The organism is Litorilituus sediminis, assembly GCF_004295665.1.
In the GTDB taxonomy this organism is placed as follows: domain Bacteria; phylum Pseudomonadota; class Gammaproteobacteria; order Enterobacterales; family Alteromonadaceae; genus Colwellia; species Colwellia sediminis.
On record NZ_CP034759.1, the window covers coordinates 553332 to 578375 of the forward strand.

The 25044-nt window shown below is 39.5% G+C and carries 18 protein-coding genes and 5 tRNA genes; 3 read left to right on the forward strand and 20 right to left on the reverse strand.

The window, feature by feature from the left end:
• Window positions 1–13 precede the first annotated feature (13 nt).
• The 18 genes from pepN to EMK97_RS02625 form a co-directional block, all read right to left on the reverse strand.
• The gene (gene pepN, locus EMK97_RS02540; RefSeq protein ID WP_130599158.1) at window positions 14–2614 is read right to left on the reverse strand and encodes an aminopeptidase N; all 2601 of its coding nucleotides are present in this window, start codon (window positions 2612–2614) and stop codon (window positions 14–16) included.
• Window positions 2615–2692: 78 nt separating this feature from the next.
• Window positions 2693–4150 carry a Na+/H+ antiporter NhaC gene (gene nhaC, locus EMK97_RS02545; RefSeq protein WP_130599160.1) on the reverse strand — a complete coding sequence of 486 codons (1458 nt, stop codon included), beginning with the start codon at window positions 4148–4150 and terminating at the stop codon, window positions 2693–2695.
• A 201-nt stretch (window positions 4151–4351) separates the two neighbouring features.
• Window positions 4352–6397 (reverse strand): carboxy terminal-processing peptidase, encoded by a 2046-nt coding sequence (prc, locus tag EMK97_RS02550; protein WP_130599162.1) that lies wholly within the window; start codon window positions 6395–6397, stop codon window positions 4352–4354.
• Window positions 6398–6470: 73 nt separating this feature from the next.
• Window positions 6471–7142, reverse strand: coding sequence for an RNA chaperone ProQ (gene proQ / locus EMK97_RS02555; RefSeq protein WP_130599164.1), 672 nt, complete (start codon window positions 7140–7142; stop codon window positions 6471–6473).
• A 70-nt stretch (window positions 7143–7212) separates the two neighbouring features.
• Window positions 7213–7497: a hypothetical protein gene (locus EMK97_RS02560; protein WP_130599166.1), complete on the reverse strand. Its 285-nt coding sequence runs from the start codon at window positions 7495–7497 to the stop codon at window positions 7213–7215.
• 6 nt (window positions 7498–7503) lie between these two features.
• Window positions 7504–7968, reverse strand: a complete 465-nt coding sequence (locus tag EMK97_RS02565; protein WP_246028861.1) for a GAF domain-containing protein — start codon at window positions 7966–7968, stop codon at window positions 7504–7506.
• A 183-nt stretch (window positions 7969–8151) separates the two neighbouring features.
• Entirely contained in the window at window positions 8152–8946 is a 795-nt protein-coding gene (locus EMK97_RS02570) for an SIMPL domain-containing protein (RefSeq protein ID WP_130599168.1), read from the reverse strand.
• A gap of 33 nt (window positions 8947–8979) precedes the next feature.
• Complete coding sequence (locus EMK97_RS02575; RefSeq protein WP_170176709.1) at window positions 8980–9684, reverse strand: YccT family protein; 705 nt, start codon at window positions 9682–9684, stop codon at window positions 8980–8982.
• Between the two features lie 238 nt (window positions 9685–9922).
• Entirely contained in the window at window positions 9923–11125 is a 1203-nt protein-coding gene (prpF, locus tag EMK97_RS02580; protein ID WP_130599172.1) for a 2-methylaconitate cis-trans isomerase PrpF, read from the reverse strand.
• Between the two features lie 145 nt (window positions 11126–11270).
• Window positions 11271–13880: a Fe/S-dependent 2-methylisocitrate dehydratase AcnD gene (gene acnD, locus EMK97_RS02585; RefSeq protein WP_130599174.1), complete on the reverse strand. Its 2610-nt coding sequence runs from the start codon at window positions 13878–13880 to the stop codon at window positions 11271–11273.
• A 104-nt stretch (window positions 13881–13984) separates the two neighbouring features.
• Window positions 13985–15109 carry a bifunctional 2-methylcitrate synthase/citrate synthase gene (prpC, locus tag EMK97_RS02590; protein WP_130599176.1) on the reverse strand — a complete coding sequence of 375 codons (1125 nt, stop codon included), beginning with the start codon at window positions 15107–15109 and terminating at the stop codon, window positions 13985–13987.
• Between the two features lie 52 nt (window positions 15110–15161).
• On the reverse strand, window positions 15162–16052 hold the full coding sequence (gene prpB, locus EMK97_RS02595) for a methylisocitrate lyase (RefSeq protein ID WP_130599178.1): 891 nt from the start codon (window positions 16050–16052) through the stop codon (window positions 15162–15164).
• A 26-nt stretch (window positions 16053–16078) separates the two neighbouring features.
• The gene (locus tag EMK97_RS02600; RefSeq protein WP_130599180.1) at window positions 16079–16774 is read right to left on the reverse strand and encodes a GntR family transcriptional regulator; all 696 of its coding nucleotides are present in this window, start codon (window positions 16772–16774) and stop codon (window positions 16079–16081) included.
• A gap of 248 nt (window positions 16775–17022) precedes the next feature.
• Window positions 17023–17098 (reverse strand) — tRNA-Glu (locus EMK97_RS02605).
• Between the two features lie 135 nt (window positions 17099–17233).
• A tRNA-Glu gene (locus EMK97_RS02610) sits at window positions 17234–17309 on the reverse strand.
• 135 nt (window positions 17310–17444) lie between these two features.
• A tRNA-Glu gene (locus EMK97_RS02615) sits at window positions 17445–17520 on the reverse strand.
• Between the two features lie 152 nt (window positions 17521–17672).
• Window positions 17673–17748 (reverse strand) — tRNA-Glu (locus tag EMK97_RS02620).
• 55 nt (window positions 17749–17803) lie between these two features.
• Window positions 17804–17879: transfer RNA gene (locus EMK97_RS02625), tRNA-Ala, on the reverse strand.
• Between the two features lie 378 nt (window positions 17880–18257).
• Here EMK97_RS02625 and EMK97_RS02630 point away from each other — a divergent pair.
• Complete coding sequence (locus tag EMK97_RS02630; RefSeq protein WP_246028862.1) at window positions 18258–19205, forward strand: gluconeogenesis factor YvcK family protein; 948 nt, start codon at window positions 18258–18260, stop codon at window positions 19203–19205.
• A 106-nt stretch (window positions 19206–19311) separates the two neighbouring features.
• Window positions 19312–20676 (forward strand): IS1182 family transposase, encoded by a 1365-nt coding sequence (locus EMK97_RS02635; protein WP_130598561.1) that lies wholly within the window; start codon window positions 19312–19314, stop codon window positions 20674–20676.
• Between the two features lie 233 nt (window positions 20677–20909).
• Here the strand turns inward: EMK97_RS02635 and dcd are convergent, their stop codons facing one another.
• Window positions 20910–21503: a dCTP deaminase gene (gene dcd / locus EMK97_RS02640; protein ID WP_130599182.1), complete on the reverse strand. Its 594-nt coding sequence runs from the start codon at window positions 21501–21503 to the stop codon at window positions 20910–20912.
• A gap of 15 nt (window positions 21504–21518) precedes the next feature.
• Entirely contained in the window at window positions 21519–22841 is a 1323-nt protein-coding gene (gene apbC, locus EMK97_RS02645) for an iron-sulfur cluster carrier protein ApbC (RefSeq protein ID WP_246028863.1), read from the reverse strand.
• Between apbC and metG the strand changes: the two genes are divergently transcribed.
• Window positions 22798–24906 (forward strand): methionine--tRNA ligase, encoded by a 2109-nt coding sequence (gene metG / locus EMK97_RS02650; protein ID WP_130599184.1) that lies wholly within the window; start codon window positions 22798–22800, stop codon window positions 24904–24906. The genes apbC and metG overlap by 44 nt on opposite strands.
• Window positions 24907–25044 lie beyond the last annotated feature (138 nt).

Here is a 25044-nt window from a genome sequence, read left to right on the forward strand (position 1 = left end):
CACGAAAACTATCTTAGTCTGCTAACGCAGCATCTAACTTTTCTTTTAGATCATTGGAAAGATTTGATAATCCTTGCAGCCTGATTAACTGCTCTTTCATCAACCCTTGGTGGTGTAGGTTAAAACGTTTAAATTGAATTAAAGGTGTAATCAGCCTCGAAGCTACTTGCGGGTTAATACTATTTAATAGCTCTATTTGCTCAGCTAAAAACTGATAACCTTTCCCCTCTATGTTATGGAAGTATTCAGGGTTACGCATAGCAAACGTACCAATTAGCGATCTTGCCCTATTCGGGTTTTTAAGACTGAATAATGGGTGCGAAATTAATGCCTGTAAACGCTCAAATATGTTTTCACTAACAACACTTGCATTAATAGCAAACCACTTATCCATTACCAACGTTGTATCTTGCCACTTTTCTTCAAAATGACTTAGTACTTGATCAAGCTCTGGTAAATCATTTTCCGCTAAGTTATTTAACGCAGCTAACGACTCAGTCATATTCTCTTGTTCATCAGCATGCTTATATTGCTTAGCCAGTAAATGCTGATGTGCAGGTAAAACCGCCAAATAACTCAAACAAGCATTCTTTAAGGCACGATTTGCCACCATATCCTTGCCAGCCAGTAAATCTTGGCTTACCAAATCATAGGTTTGAAGTAATTGTTGCTCAACGCCTGTGGCAATAAACTGGCTAATATCTTTCAGTGCCTGCGTTAATGCTAATGGGTCAACGTCTTCCATTAGTCCGGCCACTTCGTCAAAGTCTGGTAATGTTAATTGCTCAGCAATAAAAGCGCGATTGTCTAACGATGCTAAAATACCGTTAAACATGGCAATCAATTCTTGTGGCAGTTGATAGCTATTTGACACAGCTAAGGCTTTTATATTTGCTAATAATAATTGTTGGCCTGCATCCCAACGGCAAAAACTATTATTTGCTTGATTGACTATAGTTAACAAACTAGGTTCATCTTGGGCAAAATCAACTTTCACTGGCGCAGAAAAGTCAGCCAATAGTGCTAACACCGGCTTTTCAGTGAAACCATCAAAGTGCCAAGTTTGCTCACTTTGAGTTAACTCTATCAGATGATTTTGTGAGCTAGTGTTGCCTGCTTCACTGCTTAACAACTCCAACTTGATTGGTATATGCATAGCCTGAGGTGCTTTTTGCGCAGATGTTACAGGAAGCGTCTGAGTTAAAGTTAAAGCATACTGTTTTTTTATCTCATCAAAGTGCTCAGCTACCTTAATGCTTGGTGTACCTAGCTGACTATACCAAAGTTTAAATTGGCTAAGATCTCTTCCACTTGCATCAGCCATAGCATTAACAAAATCATCGCAAGTAACTGCCATACCGTCAAAACGCTGAAAATACAAATCCATACCTTTTCTAAAGTTATCTGCACCTATCAAGGTGTGCAACATGCGAATCACTTCAGAGCCTTTTTCATAAACCGTCAAGGTATAGAAGTTATTCATTTCTAAAACCTTAGTTGGTCTAATTGGATGCGCCATTGGCCCTGCATCTTCTGCAAATTGCTGAGAGCGAAGTAGGCGTACATTTTGAATACGTGTCACGGCACTTGAATGCATGTCGCCACTAAATTGTTGGTCCCTAAAAACAGTTAAGCCTTCTTTAAGGCTCAGCTGAAACCAATCACGACAAGTTACTCTATTACCGGTCCAGTTATGAAAATACTCGTGGGCAATAACGGCTTCAATGTTAAAATAATCACTATCGGTCGCACATTTTGAATCTGCCAAAACATACTTAGAGTTAAAAACATTAAGCCCTTTGTTTTCCATTGCCCCCATATTGAAAAAATCAACAGCAACAATCATATAAATATCTAAGTCATACTCTAAACCAAAAACTTCTTCATCCCATGCCATTGATTTTTGTAAAGAGACCATAGCATGTTTAGCTTTATGCAAATTACCTTTATCAACAAATATTTCCAGTGCCACTTCTCTTCCTGAGCTTGTAACAAACTTATCTTCAAGTAAGTCGAAATCACCGGCAACTAAAGCAAATAAATAACTCGGTTTTGGGAAAGGGTCATGCCAAGTAACAAAATGCTTACCATTGGCTAAATCCCCTGCTGCCACTTTATTACCGTTAGAAAGCAAGAAAGGATATTGCTGTTTATCCCCGATAACTTTCGTGGTAAAGGTTGCCATAATATCAGGTCTATCTAAGTAATAGCTGATACGGCGAAACCCTTCCGCTTCACATTGTGTACAAAAAGCATCGCCCGATTTGAACAAGCCTTCTAATGCAGTATTTTCAAGCGGATTGATTTCAGTAACAATAACGAGCTTAAACTCATTTTCTACTTGTGACAGTATTTGTGCAGGTATGGTTAACAAGGTATCAGATAGCAAATATTGCTCTGCACTTAACGCTTGATCATTTAAAGAGACTGAAATTAAGGTTAAGTGTTCACCATTTAATTCTAAATCACCTGCGGTATTTGTTTCTCTTGTAATGACTAATTCATTAGTGACTTGGCTACAGGTGTCGTCTAAATTGATGATTAAGTCAACCGTGTTAATTGAAAAGTCAGATGGTCGATAATCTGCAAGAAATCGTGGCGTTGAGTCAGTCATATTTTTACCTTATGGAGAAAAATAAAAGCCTGCATAATACAGGCTTTGTTAATTGAAAATAAAATAGGTTAATTAACCTTAGGCCTTATCGTTAATATACTTAATTTTATAGCCAACATAAGCATAAACAATCGCTAATATAGGGTTAATTAAGTTAAAAAAGCAATAGAATATATAATCATACGATGTTAAGGCTAATGCGCCAAACATAAATGCGCCACAGGTATTCCAAGGAATTAATGGTGACGTAATAGTGCCTGAATCTTCCAAGGTTCTACTTAATACGGTTGGGTGCAAACCTCGACGTTGATATTCTTCTTTATACATGCGACCCGGCATAACGATAGCCATATATTGATCGGCAGTAATTAAGTTGGTACCAATACAGGTAGCAACTGTACTGGTGATTAAACTACCCGTTGACTTTGCGGCCTTTAATATAGACTCAACAAATATTCTTAGCATACCTAAGTGCTCTAAAACGGCACCAAAACTCAACGCACACATAACTAACCAAATGGTATTTAACATGCTTGACATACCGCCACGGCTTAACAGTTCATCTATCTCACCGTTACCAGTTTCAACAACAACACCGTCAAAAAATGCCGTCCATATTACGGTCAGATTACCTTGTACACTTGTTAAACCTTCCCCTGCCATAGATAAAATTAACTCTTGCTGAAAAATTGCAGCCCATACAGCACCAATTAAGGCACCAATAGCTACCGCAGGAAACGCCGGCATTTTTTTATAAGCCAAGAACAGTAACACAGCTAGAGGTATTAAATTCACCACACTAATATGGTAGGTACTTTCTAGCGTTGTCAGTAACGTTTGAATACTCGCTGTATTACCATCATTTGCTGATGAATCATTGAAGCCAATAAATAAAAATAAAATTAATGCAATAGAAATTGAAGGGATGGTCGTCCAAAGCATATAGCGAATATGAGCAAATAGCTCAGTTCCAGCCACAGCCGGTGCTAAGTTGGTTGTTTCTGATAATGGCGAAAGTTTATCACCAAAGTAAGCTCCAGAAATAACAGCGCCAGCAGTAACGGCTGTCGACATTTCAAAGCCATTAGCAATACCGATAAAGGCAACACCTACCGTTGCTGCTGTTGTCCAAGAGCTGCCAATACTCATGGCGACAATACCACACACTAAACAGGTTGCAGCATAAAACCAACTAGGGTTGATAACTTGTAAGCCGTAATAAACCATAGTAGGTACAGTACCTGACAACAGCCAAGTCCCTATTAAAGCGCCTACCGCTAACAAAATAAGAATGGCACCCAGTGAAATTGAAATACCGTTGATAATAGCCTTTTCAATTGAGTCCCATGTATAGTTATTTTTTAAGCCAATTAAAATGGCAATACCCATGGAAAGTAACAAGGCCACTTGGTTTGGACCATAAGATGAGTTGTCATCAAATAACTGAACCGATGCTATTAGCATAATAACCAACGCAATAAGCGGGATCACAGCATCAATAAAACTAGGGGCTTTAGGTTGAATTGCTTCGGACATAAAAGTGGTTTACCTTAATATTATTGTTTTTTTTATGTAATCTTTGATGGCAAAAATGGAGAACAAAAGTAACACTACCATTACTTCTTATCTACAACAGTGGCGTCACTGAAAAAGAATAATCAAGCTGATTATCTATCACTATGGCCATGGCTCAATAAAAAGCCGCCTCTTCGGGCGGCTTTGCTTATTTTATACAATTTACTTTTTAGCAACTTTACCAAGTGAAATCAAGTCAAACGTTATTCGCGCTGTTTCATCTAAAAAAGGATCAAGCTCATCAAGCTCATCGTCTAAGTCATCCAAATCACTGATTTTTTCTTTACCTAACTTGGCCAATTGCTCATTAACACGCTTTAAGCGCTTAGCTTTCCTTTGCTCACGCTTAGCTTTTCTTTCTGCTAAATTTAATGAAATAGTTTTATCATCTTTTTCAGCTTTATAGGTTTCAATATCTTCAAGTAAATACTTAAATTCTTGATTTTCTTTAATACGTTGCTGATAAAGTGATGTTAAATAATCAATATCAGTACTAATATCATTTAATGGCGTATATTGCGCTTTTGCAATCTGATCCCAAGGTAAAGCATTCTCTTCTTTACTTTCACCCCAATCTTCTGGGTCCACCGCTGTTGGGAAGGCAATATCAGGTAACACACCACGGTGTTGCGTACTGCCACCATTAATGCGATAGAACTTAGCAATAGTGTATTGAATACTACCTAGTGGTTTATCAAATAAATCGTAAACTCTACCTAAGCCTCTGTGCTGTTGTACCGTACCTTTACCAAAGGTATGCTCACCTACAATCACACCTCGTCCGTAATCTTGAATAGCCGCAGAAAAAATTTCTGAAGCAGAGGCACTGTAACGATCAACCATCACGGTTAATGGGCCATCAAAATAGCTAATACCATCTTTATCACTGTTGACAACAATACGATTAGCGCCATCTCGAATTTGCACTACCGGGCCTTTATCAATAAATAAGCCGGTTAATAAGGTTGCTTCGGTTAATGAACCACCGCCATTACCGCGTAAATCAACAATAATGCCTTCAACACCCTGCTCTTTTAGTTTAGCGATTTCTTTTTTAACATCACGAGATAAATGATTATAAAAACTCGGAATGGTGATCACACCCAGTTTCTTACTGTCATTCATTTGTGGGTTTTCTAGATAAACCTCTGATTTTGCGGCTCTATCTTCAAGCTTGATAATGTCACGTATAATCGAAACAATACGAATATTGGCATCATCATCTGAGGATTCAGATAATACCTGTAAACGTACCGTAGTACCTTTAGGCCCTTTAATTAATTCAACTACATCGTCCAAGCGCCAGCCAACAACATCTTCAAAGTCTTCATCACCTTGTGCTACGCCAACAATTTTATCTTTTGCTTTTAATTGATTAGATTTATCTGCAGGGCCGCCCGTTACGATACGGTGAATAACAGTGTAGTCTTCAATTGCTCTAAGCTCAGCGCCAATGCCTTCAAGCTGTAGGTTCATATCAACTTGAAAACGTTCTGCGTTTCTTGGTGATAAATAAGAGGTGTGTGGTTCAACGACACGGGCAAAGCTATTCATAACTAACTGAAAAGCATCTTCACTTTCACTTTGCTTCAATCGCTTAATGGCGTAGTTATAACGTTTGCTTAAGATTTCCTTAACTTTTTGCCACTTTTTACCAGTTAACGTAAGATTTAAGGCATCTGATTTAACCTTTAAACGCCAAAGCTCATTTAGCTCTGCCTCACTTGCAGGCCAATCAGCATCTTCGCGATCGAAGTTATAGACTTCATTCTTTTCAAAATCAAATGGCTTATCAAGTAAGGTTAATGCATATTCATAACGCTCTAAACGTCTTTGTAAGTTGAGGTTATAGATATCAAAAGCAACATCTAAACGCCCGCGGGCAATAACTTGCTCAAAGTCATCGCGGTATTTTTGCAAATTATCAATATCTGACGCTAAAAATACATTACGAGCATAATCTAACTGTTTTAAATATCGGTCAAACACTTCACTAGTCAGTGCTTCATCGAGTTTGACCTTTTTATAGTGTGCGCGAGTAAATCTTGCCGAAATACGCTTACTTGCCGTTGCGTGTTGGCTTTCTGGTGCCAATACAGGTAGCTCTTCAGGGACATTGGACTTTTCATAAGCTAAACCAGAAAACGTTGTTAGTGAAAACCCAACTGAAATTGAAACGGCAAGTGCGATACGACAAAATTTTTGCATGCATTAACTCCAAACTTATTCTAAACAGTGACTATAGAATGCAACTATCAAGCTAGTTAGTTTATATAGTCAATTAAGAATATATATTTTGCATTTGAGTCTTGATAACCATACCCGAGTCAAGCTGAACACTGATATCATTACCTGATATGTCAGTAATTGTTGCGTTCATTGGTGTATTACCTAACTGAACCTTAACATGACTACCAACCTTAATTGTAGCTGATTCAACAGGTTTAAGCGGTGCTGCATCTTTTTTCACTGTTGAGCTTTTAACAGACTTTACAGTTTTAAATTTAGCACTTTTTGCTGCATTGCGCTTCTTATCATGAGATTTTTGATTATCAGACGCTTTTGAACCCTCTTTAGTTTTATAGGGCTTTTTGTTGTCATTGTCTGTAGCTTTTTTGTTACCAAATTTTTCTTGGCTTTCTTTTAAGGTTTTACTAGCGTAATTTGCCTGCTCTTCATCAATTTCAGCGATTTCATTGCCATCGATATCAACACGAAATACACCTTGCTTAACTGATTTAAGATAACGCCAGCTACTTGTATAATGACGTAGCGCTTGACGAAGTCGAGTTTTACTCACAGTTTCATCGCCATCTAATTTTTCAGCTAAATCTTGAAAAATACCAATTTTTAATGGCTTAACCGGGCCTTTAATAGAAAAGCACTGCGGAAATTTTTCTGCTAAATAAGCAATAATATCTTTAGTACTAGTACGTTTAATTTCAGTTTCCATAAATACAACTTTTACAATTTTGTTTAATTTAATTAGTTAGTCACTCTCAATGTTAAGAATGAAACTATGGTTATTCTTGATACAGGTGTTGCTCTCGATTATCTAAAATATGACGACACCAATCATAAATATCTTCGCTTTCAATATCAGGCAAGGACTCCTGACCAATCCAGGTATCCCACACTAAGGCGAGTAATGCCATCAGCACTTCGGTTTCTATGTCTTCTTCTGCCAAATCATACAAGGTGTGATAAATTTCATTAATGCGTTCAGCAACGAGTTCTTCCTGACCGTCCCAATCGCCGACAATGGCTTCAGTTACCAAAAAATCATGTATAACAACAAATTCTTTCATTCGTATCTATTTACTTATTTGCTGTGAAAAGACATCTACAATAGCCTGCAGGCCTTGTTGGTCTGCTTCATCAAATCGAGAAAAGCTTTGGCTATCAATATCCAATACCGCGACTACGCTATTATTGACAATCACGGGCAATACTATTTCAGCATTAGTGCTAGCATCACAGGCTATATGACCTGAAAACTGATGTACATCAGCAACTCGCTGAACCTCTTGCGTTATTGCTGCCGCACCACAAACACCTTTTGATAAAGGAATACGGATACACGCTACTTTTCCCTGAAATGGACCCAGTACAAGTTCATTATCCACTAATCGATAAAAACCGACCCAATTCACTTCATCTAAATGCTCAAATAATAAGGCACTTATATTTGCCATATTAGCTATAACATCAGATTCTTGCGCTATTAACGCTTTAGTTTGCGCTAGCAAAGCACTATAAAATTCAGTTTTATTAGTCAATGTCTCTACCACGATATGTCTTAATTATCGATCAATGTTCTAATGAGTTAATTGATACTTGCCTAAAAAAGCGCATAACATACCTAAAAACCTATCATAGATAAAGCTTTTATCACGTAATAACACAAGTATTACAGCAAATTTCATCATTTCTTCATATTTTTTCTAGTAACCAGGTAATAATTACTCTGCTATAGCAAATTTTGCCAGTACGCTGGCCTTTATTTGACTGATGCTAAATAACTCACTCTGCGCTCTAGTAACGTTCGAATCTAAGGGGAATTCGCTTGCTTGCAATTGAGGCTTATCATGAGAAAGCTCTTTTAAATAAATAAGCTTGCCTAATTTTATCCCTGTTTTACTGGCAATGTTTTGAGCTTTTCGTTTTGCTTGTGCAAAGGCTAAATCAAGCGCTTGCTGGTAATAACCTTCTCTTTCTTCAACAGACATAGGTAAAGCAGCAATTTTACTGACATTAATTTTAACCACTTGAGTTAAAAATTGGTCATATTCATCCATGTTGGTAAAGCGAATAGTAATATTTCGACTAAGCTCGAATACCTGCTGTGGATTTTGATTGCTCGAGCTTACTTCCCTGCCATCTAAATAGACACTACCCCTACTGACTTGCCCGATGCTGGAATTGGGAAATTTTTTCTTTACCTCAATGCCTTGTACTTGTATTGATGGCTCTTCAATTATCGAGGTTAAATTTACCCGAGCTGAACTGATATCTTTATCCTTAACGCCTAAAGATTTCGCCATAGCAATCACCATATCTGATTTTTTATCTATCAGCGCTTTGAGTTTATTAGTTACTTTTCCTCTTTCAGTTATCATCACCGACAAAGCCAAACTCTTTGATGACACATTTACCTCACCTTTTCCTGAAACCTCAATATATTCAGAAGCTTGAACTAGAGTTCCATGTATCAAGCTTAAAAGAAAAACAGGTAACGCATAACCAAAAAATTTCATTTAAGACATCCTTTTATACAGAAAATACCAAGGCTAATTGGTTTTGATAAATTGTAAAAATGCTTGCTTATCTTGAGCTGAAGCTTTTTGCCACCAATACTTTAACATAGGCAAACTATCGACTTTACTCAACACTTGTTCACTTGAAGGTAGAGAAGATATCTGCGTAGCCTCATTTGAGACATTATCATTGGCAACATCATCGGCAAGCTCATTGCTTGATTGTATCACCTGTGTCTGTGATGATTTTTCTGCAAGTTGTGTCACCTCATCAGGCAGATTAACGATGACTTTATTTACTTCTCTAGTTAGTTGGTAATCTTTATAATTTTCTAAACTAAGCTGCAAGGCATTCTTTTTACCATCATGTAAAACGACCTCAGGTGCATAGCTAAAACGCTCAGCTTGTTCTATGCTATTGACCTTAGCAGTTTTTAAACGCAATTCTTTTTGCATGGTGACATTAAATAATATGACAAAGTAATCTGACTCAACCACCCTGTCTTGGCCTAAATCTTCATCTTCAAACACATCTTTGTATCTAACAACTAAAGCTTGTTTACCCGATGATAACTGCAAATCACGATTGTGTTTAAAAAAACCTTGTACTATCGACTTACCATTGAGTTCTTTTACTTCCAAGTTATCAGCGACTTTAAGTTGAGCAGCAAAAAGTGATGCAGAAACTAAGCAAGCCGAAAAAACACTATATTTAGCCAGTAAACCAAATCGCAACATAATCATCCTCATTATTTTATTGTAAGAGCTAACATTTATTACGATGCAATGTCACTCTGCTTTGCTTCAGTTATACTCCGCAACTTATGCAAATAAAAGTAAAAACTCTCAATTGAAAGAAAACCTAGACTAAATAACTAGGCGGATTAACTAAAAATACCAGCTTTCTTTTCTACCATCACAAGCAAAAAAGCCAAAGCGTTATAGCTTTGGCTTTTCACAAGGTAAAATTTCAACATTAAAACGAATCAGCGGGAATATGTACTTTACCTTCCATAATAATACGAGCACTACGGCTCATGATCACTTTTTCAACTTGCCAATGACCATCATAACATTCAGTTTTCGCACCAACTTTCAAAGTACCAGAGGGATGACCAAAAGTTACCGCTTCTTTTGCTGTATAATCGCTAGCCGCTTTGCTGCCGCCATTGGCCGCAATATTCACTAAAGTGCCAGGAATGGCCGCCGCTGTGCCAATTGCTACCGCCGCTGTCCCCATCATAGCATGGTGCAGCTTGCCCATAGATAAGGCTCTAACATGTAAGTCTATCTGCATTTTATCAATCGTTTTACCACTTGAAGTAATGAATTCTTGCGCTGGTGAAACAAAGGCGATTTTCGGGGTATGTTGACGCGCAGCAGCCTCGGCAATATCAGCAATCAATCCCATTTTAACTGCGCCATAAGCGCGAATAGTTTCAAATCGTTGCAGTGCAGCGTCATCATTATTAATGGCATCTTGTAATTCAACACCTGTGTAACCTATATCTTTTGCATTAAGAAAAATAGTCGGTATACCAGCATTTATCATAGTGACATTAAACGTACCAATATTTGGCACTTCTAGCACGTCAGTAATATTACCGGTAGGAAACATAGCTTCAGAAGGGTCAACAGGGCTAATAAACTCTACCGGCACCTCAGCAGCTGGAAAAGTAACGCCGTCTAATTCAAAATCCCCGGTTTCTTGTACCTCGCCTTGAGTGATAGGTACTTGGGCAATAATGGTTTTACTGATGTTTTTCTGCCAAATTCGTACCGTACAAATGCCGCTGTAAGGAATACGTGCTTTATCGATTAATCCTGAGTTAATAGCAAAAGCGCCAACAGCAGCGGTTAAATTACCACAGTTACCACTCCAATCGACAAAAGCTTTATCGATAGCCACTTGGCCAAATAAATAATCAACATCGTGATCTGCTTGCTCTGATTTTGCCAAAATGACGGTTTTGCTGGTGCTCGATGTCGCACCGCCCATACCATCGGTTTGTTTTCCATAGGGATCTGGACTACCGATAACACGAAGCAACATATTATCTCGGGCTTCACCCGGCACTTGGCATGCTTTAGGTAAATCAGTTAAATTAAAAAACACCCCTTTAGATGTACCGCCACGCATATAGGTAGCGGGAATTTTAACTTGTGGCGCGAAAGACATAACTTCTCTCCTTATAATACCAATTGAATTAATTATTTCACTTGGTATAAAGCTAACCTGCCCAGGCTAACTTTATTAAATTCGTGAATAAAAAGGCGGCCATCGCCGCCTTTACTTTGCTAATAGCGCTTTTGACGATAAAAGGCTATTGCTGTGGATTTGATTGTAAAAAATCAGTGGCAAATTTTTGCAATACACCACCAGCAGCATGAACAGTTACCTCTTCAGCGGTATCTAAACGGCACTTAACAGGTATATTAACTTGCTCACCATTAGTTCGTGTCATGACTACCATCATTTCACTACCAGGTGCGGTATCACCAAGCACATCAAATGTTTCAGTACCGTCAATGGCGTAGGTATGACGTGTGTCACCTTGAGTAAACTCCAGTGGCAATACCCCCATACCGATTAAGTTAGTGCGGTGAATACGTTCAAACCCTTCAGCAACTATCACTTCAACACCAGCTAAACGCACACCTTTTGCCGCCCAATCTCGAGACGAGCCTTGTCCATAATCAGCACCAGCAATAATTATCAGTGGTTGTTTACGCTCCATGTAAGCTTCTATCGCTTCCCACATGCGCGACTCTTTACCTTCTGGCTCAATTCTCGCTAAAGAGCCTTGTTTAACATTGCCATTTTCATCACGACACATTTCATTAAATAATTTCGGGTTAGCAAATGTCGCTCGTTGTGCCGTTAAGTGATCGCCACGATGGGTAGCATACGAGTTAAAATCTTCTTCCGGTAGCCCCATTTTAGCTAAATAAGCACCGGCGGCACTATCAAGCATAATGGCATTTGACGGGGATAAATGATCGGTAGTGATATTATCGCCAAGTACGGCTAATGGTCTCATGCCTTTCATGGTACGCTCGCCTGCAAGTGCTCCTTCCCAATAAGGTGGACGGCGAATATAGGTACTTTGCATACGCCAATCATAAAGCGGGCTTTTCGCTGGCTCAAACGCGCCTAAATCAAACATTGGCGTGTAAACTTTTTTAAATTGCTCCGGTTTAACAAAGCGATTAACGATATCATCAATCGCTTCATCACTTGGCCAAATATCTTTTAGCTTAATATCATTACCTTGCTGATCTTGACCTAAAACATCATTCTCGATATCAAAGCGCATAGTACCGGCAATAGCATAGGCAACCACTAACGGCGGTGATGCTAAAAATGCCTGTTTAGCATAGGGATGAATTCGACCATCAAAGTTACGGTTACCCGATAAAACCGCTGTCGCGTATAAATCGCGCTCTATCACTTCTTGTTGAATTTTAGGATCTAAAGCGCCACTCATGCCGTTACAAGTAGTACAAGCATAGGCAACAATACCAAAACCTAATTTTTCCATTTCAGGTAACAAACCGGCTTCTTCTAAATACAGTTTGGCAACCTTAGAGCCTGGCGCAAAAGATGATTTAACCCAAGGTTTACGCACTAAGCCTAACTCATTAGCGCGTTTAGCAACTAAGCCTGCGGCAACAACATTGCGTGGGTTTGAGGTATTTGTACAAGAAGTAATGGCGGCAATAATCACGGCACCATCTGGCATTAAGCCTTCTTGCTCTTGTGCCTTGGCGTGTGCTAAATCTTTAGCAATGGCTTTTGCGGCTAACTCACTGGTCGGTAATCGTCTATGAGGATTAGAAGGGCCTGCCATATTACGGCTCACGCTTGATAAATCAAACTCTAAAACTCGTTCATATTCAGCTTCCACTAAATCATCGGCCCATAAACCTGTGTGCTTAGCATAGTTTTCCACTAAGGCAACCTGCTCTGGCTCTCGACCTGTTAGTTTTAAATAATCTATGGTTTGCTGATCAATATAAAACATACCCGCAGAAGCACCGTATTCTGGGGTCATATTCGATATTGTCGCACGATCGCCAATAGTTAAATTAGTTGTTCCCTCACCAAAAAACTCTAAATAGCAAGAAACCACTTTTTCATTACGTAAAAACTCAGTAATCGCTAAAACAATATCTGTTGCCGTAATACCTGGCTTACGCTCACCAACTAACTTAACACCAACAATATCTGGTAAACGCATCATAGATGGGCGACCAAGCATCACTGTTTCAGCCTCTAAGCCGCCAACACCAATAGCAATAACACCAAGGGCATCAACATGCGGCGTATGACTGTCGGTACCTACACAAGTATCAGGAAAGGCAACACCATCGCGAACTTGAATAACAGGTGACATTTTCTCTAAATTGATTTGATGCATAATGCCGTTACCAGCAGGAATCACATCAACATTTTTAAAGGCCGTTTTCGTCCACTCAATAAAGTGGAACCTATCATCATTGCGTCTATCTTCTATCGCTCTATTTTTTTCAAAAGCATCTTTTTCAAAGCCAGCATGCTCAACAGCAAGCGAGTGATCAACAATAAGCTGAGTCGGCACTACCGGGTTTACTTTAGCAGGATCGCCACCTTGCTCGGCAATAGCATCTCTTAATCCTGCTAAATCAACTAACGCGGTTTGTCCTAAAATGTCATGACAAACAACACGAGCTGGATACCAAGGAAAATCTAAGTCTTGTTTACGCTCAATTAGCTGTTTTAATGAATCAGTTAGCATAGCTGGATCACAGCGCCTGACTAACTGCTCGGCTAATACACGAGATGTATAAGGTAATTTTTCATAACTACCCGGGCTTATCGCTTCAACTGCGCCGCGAGTATCAAAGTAATCGACATTGCCATTGGGTAGAGGTTTACGGTGTTGGTAGTTCATAATTTATTCCAGGATCTTTAAACGAATGTCGTTGCGAACATCGAAATGAGCTAATGCATAAGGTATTGGCGCCACTTTGCCTTATCGAAAGTGGCGCCTAACGATTAACGCTGTGCTATCGGTACAACTTTTCTAGGCTCTGAACCTGTGTAATCAGCACTTGGACGAATAATACGGTTATTCGATCTTTGCTCCATAACGTGTGCAGCCCAACCAGTTAAGCGTGAACAAACAAATATTGGCGTAAATAACTTGGTAGGAATTCCCATATAGTTATAGGTCGACGCATGGAAGAAATCGGCATTACAAAATAGTTTTTTGGTATCCCACATATACTCTTCACAGGCCACTGAAATATCATAAAGCGAGGTATCACCATTTTCTTTGGCAAGTTTTTCAGACCAGGCTTTAATAATGACATTACGAGGATCTGAGGTACGATAAATCGCATGACCAAAGCCCATAATCTTTTCTTTGCGCGCTAACATACCTGCCATTTGCTCTTTGGCATCTTCAGGCGATTTGAATTTCTCAATCATATCCATCGCCGCTTCATTAGCACCGCCATGTAAAGGACCGCGTAACGTACCAATAGCACCAGTAATACAAGAGAACATATCTGATAAGGTAGAAGCACATACGCGTGCAGTAAAGGTAGAGGCGTTAAACTCATGCTCAGCATACAAAATAAGTGAAACATCCATCACACGTCTATGTTGCTCAGATGGTGTTTCACCATTTAATAATTTTAAGAAATGACCACCTAATGATTCTTCATCGGTTGTGCAATCAATCTCTACGCCATCATGAGAGTAACGGTACCAATAACACATAATGGCTGGAAATGCGGCAAGCAATCGATTAGCGGCGCGGTTTTGCTCGCTAAAATCATTTTCTGGCTCAATATTACCTAAAAAAGAACAACCCGTACGCATAACATCCATAGGATGAGCGTCTGCCGGAATACGTTGTAGCACTTCTTTTAATGCTTGCGGCAAGTCACGCATTGCCGTTAATTCTGTTTTATACGTGGCTAATTGATCTAGCGTTGGTAATTCACCATTAAACAGTAAGTAAGCGACTTCTTCAAAGGTAGCATTATCAGCTAAATCTGAGACATCATAACCACAATAAGTTAAACCACTACCTGATTTACCTACTGTACATAATGATGTTTCACCAGCACTTTGACCACGAAGGCCTGCGCCTCCTAATTTTTTATCAACCATTGTTCTTTCCTCATATCTTTTAATATTCATTTTTCAAACTTATTGCTGATTATTATTTGTTTTTTCCTTCAGCAAACAACGAATCTAATTTTTGTTCATAATCGTGATAACCAAGGTAATCATATAATTCCATACGGGTTTGCATGTTATCGATTTCTGCCTTTTGATCGCCATCATTTAACAAGGTCTTATACACAGATTCAGCCGCCTTATTCATGGCACGAAACGCTGATAATGGATACAACACCATAGCACAGCCCCATTCGCCTAACTGCTCTTTATTCCATAATTCAGTTTGACCAAACTCGGTAATATTCGCTAACACAGGTACATCAAGTGCTTGGCTAAAGGCGCGATAATGCTCTTCTGTTTTCACCGCCTCGGCAAAAATGCCATCGGCACCCGCTGCGACATAAGCTTTTGCTCTTTCTAGCGCGGCTTCTAAGCCCTCTTGAGCAAAGGCATCAGTACGCGCCATAATGAAAAAATCATTATCCGTTCTAGCATCAACCGCAGCTTTAATGCGATCAACCATCTCTTCTGTGCTAACAATCTCTTTATTTGGTCTATGTCCACAGCGCTTTTGCGCCACTTGATCTTCAATATGTACGGCAGCAGCACCTGCTTTTTCCATATCACGAATGGTTTTGGCAATATTAAAAGCACCGCCCCAGCCGGTATCAATATCCACTAATAAAGGTAGGCTTGATGCAGAAGTAATGCGTTGTACATCAGCAATCACATCATTTAATGAGGTCATGCCAAGATCTGGTAAGCCATATGATGCATTTGCGACCCCACCACCTGATAAGTAAATGGCTTGATGACCTAATTGCTCAGCCATCATGGCGCAGTAGGCATTGATTGTGCCGACCACTTGCAGCGGCTTATTATTTTGCAAAGCTAAACGAAACTTCGCACCCGGAGATAATTTTTCTGACATGATTATTCCTCGTTATTAAGTAACTATTATTGTGCTTCGCTGTCATTTTGCAGCGCGATTTTTTGTTCAATATTTTTACGTGAAGCGGCAATATGTCGCCTCATCAACATTTCAGCTAACTCACCATCACGATCACTGATGGCTTGTAAAATGTGAGAGTGTTCATCAAAAGCACGGCTAGCACGTGCACTGTGCATACCAAATTGAAATCGATACATACGCACTAGATGATAAAGCTGCCCACAAATCAGATTAATCAATTGCTGATTATGACTACCCAGGATCACTTTATAGTGAAAGTCCAAATCACCCTCTTCTTGATAATATGCAACCCCTTCTTGCAGCTCCTTAGCTTTGCTATGCTGCACTAACATTTCACGCATCGAAGCGATTTCTTCGTCGGTCATATTCAGTGCTGCCTGTCGACATGCCATACCTTCAAGTGCTTCACGAGTAATATAAAGCTCAAGCAAACCTTCAATGGTGCAATCCACAACACGTGAGCCTATATTGGCTTTACGTTCAATCAGGTGACATTTCTCTAGTCGATTAAGTGCTTCTCTTAAGGTAGAGCGACTAATTTGATAATGCTTGGCTAGCTCTGGCTCGCTGATCTTAATACCTGGGGCAATATCACCTTCTACAATGGCATGTTGCATTTGCTCAAATACTTTATCTGCTGTGGTAACAGCGGCTTGTTTGGTTGGGTTATCTATAAACATCTGTGACTATAAAAACCTTTAATATTGTCGACACATAATTTCAATACCGTTAATCATAACGAAATAATTATAATAAACAAGTAGACTTAAGTATAATTGTCGACAATATTGGTGATTTAGCCATTTTAAAGAAGTGGCAAGAATAGTGAACGAAGTTTTCAGCAGGCAAACGCAAAAAAGCCTACGCAATAATAATTATTGCGTAGGCTTTCTATGCTTCACTTAAGTTTCACTCTCAATGAAAAGAGTGGCATCCCTAAGGGGATTCGAACCCCTGTTACCGCCGTGAAAGGGCGGTGTCCTAGGCCTCTAGACGATAGGGACACAAACTGATTACTCAGTAAACTATCTACTAAGTACCTTATGGTAATCTTAGTATAACTATATAAAGCAAGCTTAATATAGCAGTCTAAACCCTGCTGTTTTGCCAGTGCAAGCCCTGGATTCATAAAGAATAAGTGGCATCCCTAAGGGGATTCGAACCCCTGTTACCGCCGTGAAAGGGCGGTGTCCTAGGCCTCTAGACGATAGGGACACAAACTGATTGCTCAGTAAACTATCTACTAAGTACCTTATGGTAATCTTAGTATAACTATATAAAGCAAGCTTAATATAGCAGTCTAAACCTTGCTGTTTTACCAGTGCAAGCCCTGGATTCATAAAGAATAAGTGGCATCCCTAAGGGGATTCGAACCCCTGTTACCGCCGTGAAAGGGCGGTGTCCTAGGCCTCTAGACGATAGGGACACAAACTGATTGCTCAGTAAAACTATCTACCAGATATTTCTGGTGATTTGATTAATTCTAGCGGTAAAGCTGTAATAATCAAACCTCTAATTACCCCGCCCTACAGGCAAAGTAAGTTAAAACATACCATAACTTGTTGCACTTAATAAAAGTGGCATCCCTAAGGGGATTCGAACCCCTGTTACCGCCGTGAAAGGGCGGTGTCCTAGGCCTCTAGACGATAGGGACACAATAAACTATCGGTCAGTTATCCTGACTTTTTATGCACTTGTCATAAAATCTATGGTGGAGCTATGCGGGATCGAACCGCAGACCTCTTCGCTGCCAGCGAAGCGCTCTCCCAGCTGAGCTATAGCCCCGTTTTATAAAAACGGTTAACATTTAAAAACTGGCCTAATAGTTTATAAATGTTCTATCTTCTGCATGTGGACCTAACACTTGCTGAAAACGAGGCGCATTCTAAGCACGCCCCCTTAAACTGTCAACAGTTATTTTAAAAAAATTGCTGTTTTTTTTGATATTTTGAAATTCTGATCACTTAAACATCAATTTGGTTAAATATTACCTAAGCGTTTGTTAAGATTGAGCAAAAAACAACCGTGTAAATAAATCTCCCCTTCCCTACATTTACATTTCAATATTATCAAATAACAAGCAACTAACACTTTTACCTTGTCATCACCTTTATTTATCTATCGATTAGCGCTATTGTTTGCACATCTGACCTCTTAGGTTTAATGAAAGAAAAAATTATGCAGCTGAAAAAGCTTAACATCGTCGCCATTGGCGGCGGACACGGTTTAGGTCGTGTACTACTAACGCTTTCCTTTATGGGAAATAAATTAACCGGTATTGTTACCACAACAGATAATGGTGGCTCAACCGGCAAGTTACGAAAACGCAGCTCTACTATTGCTTGGGGTGATTTACGCAATTGCTTAACCCAGCTTGCTGATAAAGGTGCTATTGGTAATCAACTCTTTAACTTTCGTTTTGATGGCAATGATGGCTTAAGTGGCCATAACCTAGGTAACTTAATACTGTATGCGCTAGAGCAAATGCAATCATCCCCATTGGACTCTATTAACCTAGTACGTCGAATGCTACGTGTTAAAACACAGGTATTACCTATGTCAGAAACACCAACGGATTTAATGGCCTTCTACCCAGAGGGTCGATGTCGATTGGGTGAGCTTTCTGTTGATGATATGCCGATTATGCCAAAAAACTTAATGCTAGCCCCACTTGTTAAAGCAAGCCCAGCTAGTATCCAAGCCATAACTAATGCAGATCTGATTATTTTAGGGCCAGGCAGCTTTTTAACCAGTGTTATCCCGCCTTTACTTGTGCGCGATATCAGTAAAGCAATTATCAATCGTAAAGGCCATTGTGTTTTTATCGACAACATAGTTGCTGAACAAAGCCCTGCTGCTAATATGACTATTGATGAAAAGCTAACTTGGATTGAAGATAATATTGGCAGTATGCCAATAGATAGTGTTATTACCCAAGATGACAGCATGAAGTCAGATAGAGTAAATATCCATCACCAAGATTTAGTACACAAGCATATCCCTCATCATCATGATAAAGAAAAACTGATTAATGCCTTGGAAAGTTGTATCAACAAATTTGCCAATATTGCTCAATCTTCTAAAGCTAATACTGCTGAATCAAACAGTTAAACGAAAAACGCCTAGCTAATGCTAGGCGTCAGACTGATGACAAAGTCCTAGACAGTAGTCTAGGACTTTGATCTAATAAAAACATGGAAAATTACAAAAATTAACCATGTTAAGAGAACCTTCCCCGCAACAACATGAACTCGAAATGGTCACGCTAGACCAGTTAGTTCCAGCCAACCATCTAGTTCGTAAACTCGATAAGTATATTGACTTTGAGTTTATTCGAGATGAAGTCAAAGACTTATATTGCACTGATAATGGTCGTCCTCCGGTGGAGCCAGTCCAGCTATTTAAAATTATGCTACTTGGGTACTTATTTGGTATTAAAAGTGAGCGCCAAATCATCAAAGACATCGAAGTAAATGTCGCGTATCGATGGTTTCTCCGCATGGGGCTTACCGAGAAAGTTATCGATGCCTCAACACTTAGTCAAAATCGTATTCGTCGTTTCAATGGCACAGATGTATTTGAACGTATATTTAATCACATCGTCCAACAAGCCATTAAACATGGTCTAGTTGGGGGCAAAACCTTATTCACCGACAGCACACACTTAAAAGCAAACGCCAATAAACGAAAGTTCACCAACAAGCTCAAACCCGTCTCAACCAGTGCCTATATTAAGCAAATCAACAAAGCTGTGGAGGCAGACCGTAAAGCGGCTGGAAAAAAGCCACTCAAGGATAAAGGCTATTGTGAGATAAAGCGGAATAAGGTAAGTAAAACCGATAGTGATAGCGGTTATATGCACCGAGATGAAAAGCCAAAAGGTTTTTTCTACCTAGACCACAGAACCGTAGATAACGACTATAACATTATTGTAGATACGCATATTACGCCAGGTAATGTCCACGATTCTCAACCATACATTGCTCGCCTTGATGCCATTGAAAATCGCTTTGCACTATCCCCTGAATTTGTTGGTATTGATGCAGGCTACTTCACAGCGCCCGTCTGTTTTAATCTGGAACAACGTAACATCCAAGGGGTGTTTGGTTACCGTCGTCCTTCACGAACGAAGAATGCCATTAAGAAAAAGCACTTCAAATACGACGAGAAAGCAGATACGTATACCTGCCCGCAAGAGCAAACGTTAATCTACTCGACCACCAGTCGAGAGGGTTACCGAGAATATCATTCTGACCCCAAGGTATGCGTTAATTGCCCTCAATTAAAAGATTGCACTAAGAGTAAAAGTCATAAGAAAGTGATAACACGCCACGTAATGGCTGCGAGTCAAGATCGGGCTAATGAATTTCGCTTAACAAGCCTTGGTAAATACCTTTACAAACGACGATGCGAAACCGTTGAAAGAAGTTTTGCTGATGCAAAGCAACACCATGGTCACAGGTATGCAAGATACCGAGGTAAGCATAATGTTCAAATGCAAGCATATATGGCTGCGGCAGCACAAAATATGAAGAAGATAGCAATGACGCTATCAAATATTCCCCAAATAATGGCAATCTAAAAAGGATAGCCCTTTAAAAGCTCAATTCGAGACATTAACACGCCAAATAGGGAAGATAAGCCCCAAACAAGTCCAGAAAAACCAAATAAAATAGAAAAGACGTGGCTAGAAAAATATCGAGATCGCAGCCTACGGCTGCTCATAAAAGACAAACCCCGAACAGAATGACGGGGTTTGTCAGTAATCTGACGCCTAGCTAATGCTAGGCGTTTTCATTTGCTCAATAGTTTAAGCTACTCTGTTGTATCATCTTGGCTGATACGACTTGCTACCGCACCTTTTTGATCTTTGTACTTGGCATCATCACGCTTATTATATGGACGTAAGGCACTACCTGACATAGTTTCAAAGTTTAGCGCAGCTATCTTCATTTTAGGGCGTAAGGCTAAAGGTAGCTTACCACTATTATAAAACTCTAAAACAATTTGCCCAGACCAGCCGGGATCAATACGATGTGCGGTTACATGTACCATCAAACCTAAACGAGCTAATGATGAACGACCATCTAGCCAGCCAACAATATCATCCGGCAATGTCACTGACTCATAAGTTACTGCCAATGCAAGCTCGCCTGGATGTAAAAAGAACGCCTCTCCATCCTCTATAAAGACCTCTTCACTCATCACTGAATTCATCGCCTGTTGTACTTCGGCTTTTGGACCGCTTAAATCAATATAAGGTGCGGTATGATCCTGAAATACGCGAAATTCATTACCCAAGCGAATATCAACACTGACTCCAGAAATCATTGATGTATCAGGTTTAGGTGAAATAACAATGCGCTCTTCATCTAAAAATTGTTCAATATCTTTATCACATAATCTCATAAGCTAAGTCTTGTATTATTGGTCTTTTTGTAGGGTTATAGAAACATCTGGTGTTAATGGGCTGGCATTATCGCATTGCAAAAATAACTGTCCAGCAATATTGCGCGCTATTTTACGATATTGCTTTGCTATTTCACCAGTGCTATTTGTTTTTATATTAGCGCTGCCCATATCAGCATCTCGTCTAATATCAATGTTTAATGGTAATTGCCCCAGCAACTGAGTACCATTTTTACTCGCCATTTTTTCACCGCCCGCTTCACCAAATATATGGCTTTGGTGACCACAGTTTTCGCATAAGTGATAGCTCATATTCTCAACTATACCTAAAACGGGAACTTGTACCTTATCGAACATAGCAACACCTTTTGAAGCATCAATTAGCGCTATATCTTGTGGGGTGGTAACAATAACAGATGCAGCAACAGGTACTTTTTGTGCGAGGGTTAATTGAATATCTCCAGTACCAGGAGGCATATCAATAAGTAAGTAATCCAGCTCAGGCCAAGCCGTTTCATTTAATAATTGGTTAAAGGCCGAGCTTGCCATAGGGCCACGCCAAACGGTGGCATCATCTTCATCCACTAAAAAGCCTATCGACATAGCCGCTAAACCATGACCATCTAATGGCGTCATTAATTTGCCATCTTTTGAGGTAGGTTTTTGATTTTTAAGACCTAGCATGGTTGGAATCGATGGACCATAAATATCAGCATCTAAAATACCAACACGTGCCCCTTCACTCATCAAGGCATAAGCTAGATTAACTGTCGTGGTTGATTTACCAACACCGCCTTTACCTGAAGCAATCGCAATAATATTAGCAATATTGTCTGCACTACCATTGAGAGCAAACTTACGTACTTGTTTTATCTTTAAGCTAACATCAATTACAACAGGTTTATTTAATGCTTTAGATAAACTCACTGCCAGCTCATCTAACTCTCCTTGACAGGGAAATGGCATAACTAAATGCACGGTGATTTCTTTACCATAATCGATTGAAAAGTTTTGGCTAAGGTTTAATACCCCTTGTGGAAATAACTCAGACTGATATTGCGACAAGGTTTCTTCAATAAGATGCAACGACGCTGGTTCATCCATAACTAGGTCATTGTTATCAGAGTCAGCACGTGAAGTTTGTGTATGAGATTTTTTTTTATTTTTATCATGAGTATCGCGGGAAAATAATTTACCAAACATAGTCTTTACCAAGGGAAATAGCAATTGAGAATAATCGCTAAATTCTGTACTATTGCAGCCATTATTACCATCAAAAAAATACGAATAATTCATGTCTGAAGCAAATTCATCATCAAAACGTAAAATTTTAGTCACTTGTGCCCTGCCTTATGCCAATGGCTCAATCCATTTAGGGCATCTTTTAGAACATATTCAAACGGACATTTGGGTGCGTTTTCAACGTATGCGCGGCCACGAAACTTACTTTGTTTGTGCCGATGATGCGCATGGCACGCCAATCATGTTAAAAGCACAAGAGCTTGGTATTAGCCCAGAAGAAATGATCAATGCTGTACGTGAAGAACATATGGCAGATTTTGCTGATTTTCATATTAGCTTTGATAACTATCACTCAACACACAGTGAAGAAAACCAAGCTTTTGCCACAGAAATATACAATCGCTTACACGCCAATGGTCATATAAAAACCCGTACTATTTCACAATTGTACGATCCTGAAAAAGGTATGTTTTTACCAGATCGCTTTGTTAAAGGCACTTGTCCAAAGTGTAAGAGTGAAGATCAAAATGGCGATAGTTGTGATGATTGCGGTGCAACCTATTCACCAACAGAAGTGCTCAACCCGCGTTCTGTTGTCTCTGGCGCTACGCCGGTATTAAAAGATTCTGAACATTACTTCTTTGATTTGCCTGCATTTGAGCAAATGTTAAAAGATTGGACGCGAAGCGGTGCCTTACAAGATGAAATGGCCAACAAGTTAGCGGAATGGTTCGAGTCTGGCTTACAGCAGTGGGATATTAGCCGTGATGCGCCTTATTTTGGTTTTGAAATTCCCAATGCGCCAGGTAAGTTTTTCTATGTCTGGTTAGATGCACCTATTGGTTATATGGGTAGTTTTAAAAACCTCTGTAATAAAAAACCAGAAATCGATTTTGACAGCTTTTGGCATGAAAATTCAGACGCTGAGCTTTACCACTTTATCGGTAAAGACATCATCTATTTCCATAGTTTATTCTGGCCTGCTATGTTAGAAGGCTCAGGCTATCGTAAGCCGACATCAGTCTATGCGCACGGTTTTGTTACCGTTAATGGCGCTAAAATGTCTAAATCAAAAGGTACTTTTATTAAAGGCCGTACTTATTTAGAACATTTAAACCCAGAGTATTTACGCTACTACTATGCAGCAAAACTAACGCATCGTATTGATGATTTAGACTTAAATCTTGAAGATTTCGCCCAACGTGTTAACTCTGATCTAGTCGGTAAAGTCGTTAATATTGCCTCTCGTTGTGCTGGTTTTATTAGCAAACGCTTTGATGGCATGTTATCAAGCAACATTGACGATCAAGCACTTGCTGATGAAGTCATGAATGCTGGCGATAGCATAGCAGCTCATTATGAAGCACGTGATTTTGGCCGTGCAATGCGCGAGATTATGGCGTTAGCAGATAAAGTAAACGAATACATTGCCGTGAAAGAGCCGTGGCAATTAGTTAAAGATGAAACTAAGCAGCAAGAAGTGCAAGATATCTGTTCATTAGGTATCAATATGTTCCGCACGTTAATGACCTACTTAAAGCCAGTACTACCTAAACTTGCAGAAAGTACCGAAGGCTTCTTAAATGATGAATTATTATGGGAAGGCCATAAAACCTTATTAACTAACCATAAAATCAATAAGTTTAAAGCCTTATTACAACGTGTCGACATGGACAAAATTAATGCCATGACAGATGCGTCAAAAGAAAGCTTATCGGCAAAAGATGAGAAAAAAGCAGAGACTAAGAAAGCTAAAAAGCAGGCCAAGCCAGCCGCTGATAATTCAGCAGCTTTAGCAAACCCATTAGCAGCTGATCCTATCTCAGAAGAAATTCAATTTGATGATTTCGCTAAAGTAGATTTACGTATTGCCAAAATAATCAATGCTGAACACGTTGAAAAGGCAGACAAGCTGCTTAAATTAACGTTAGGCCTTGATGATGAAGGCAAAGAAACAAGACAAGTTTTTGCCGGTATCAAGTCAGCCTATCAGCCAGAAGACTTAATTGGTAAGCACACGGTTATGGTAGCGAATTTAGCACCACGTAAAATGCGCTTTGGTATGTCAGAAGGCATGGTACTAGCAGCAGGTCCTGGTGGTGAAGATCTTTGGATCCTTAACCCTGATGATGGCGCTAAAGCGGGTATGCGCGTTAAGTAATATTTACCGCAGCTGCGAACCATTCATTAGCTCATGTTGTCAAAAGGTATCGAAACTTTTCAAGGTCTCGATACCTTTTCTATTTTTATGACATAACTTTGTTTATGACATGACTTTAGCAAATCACTTAGATTTTTA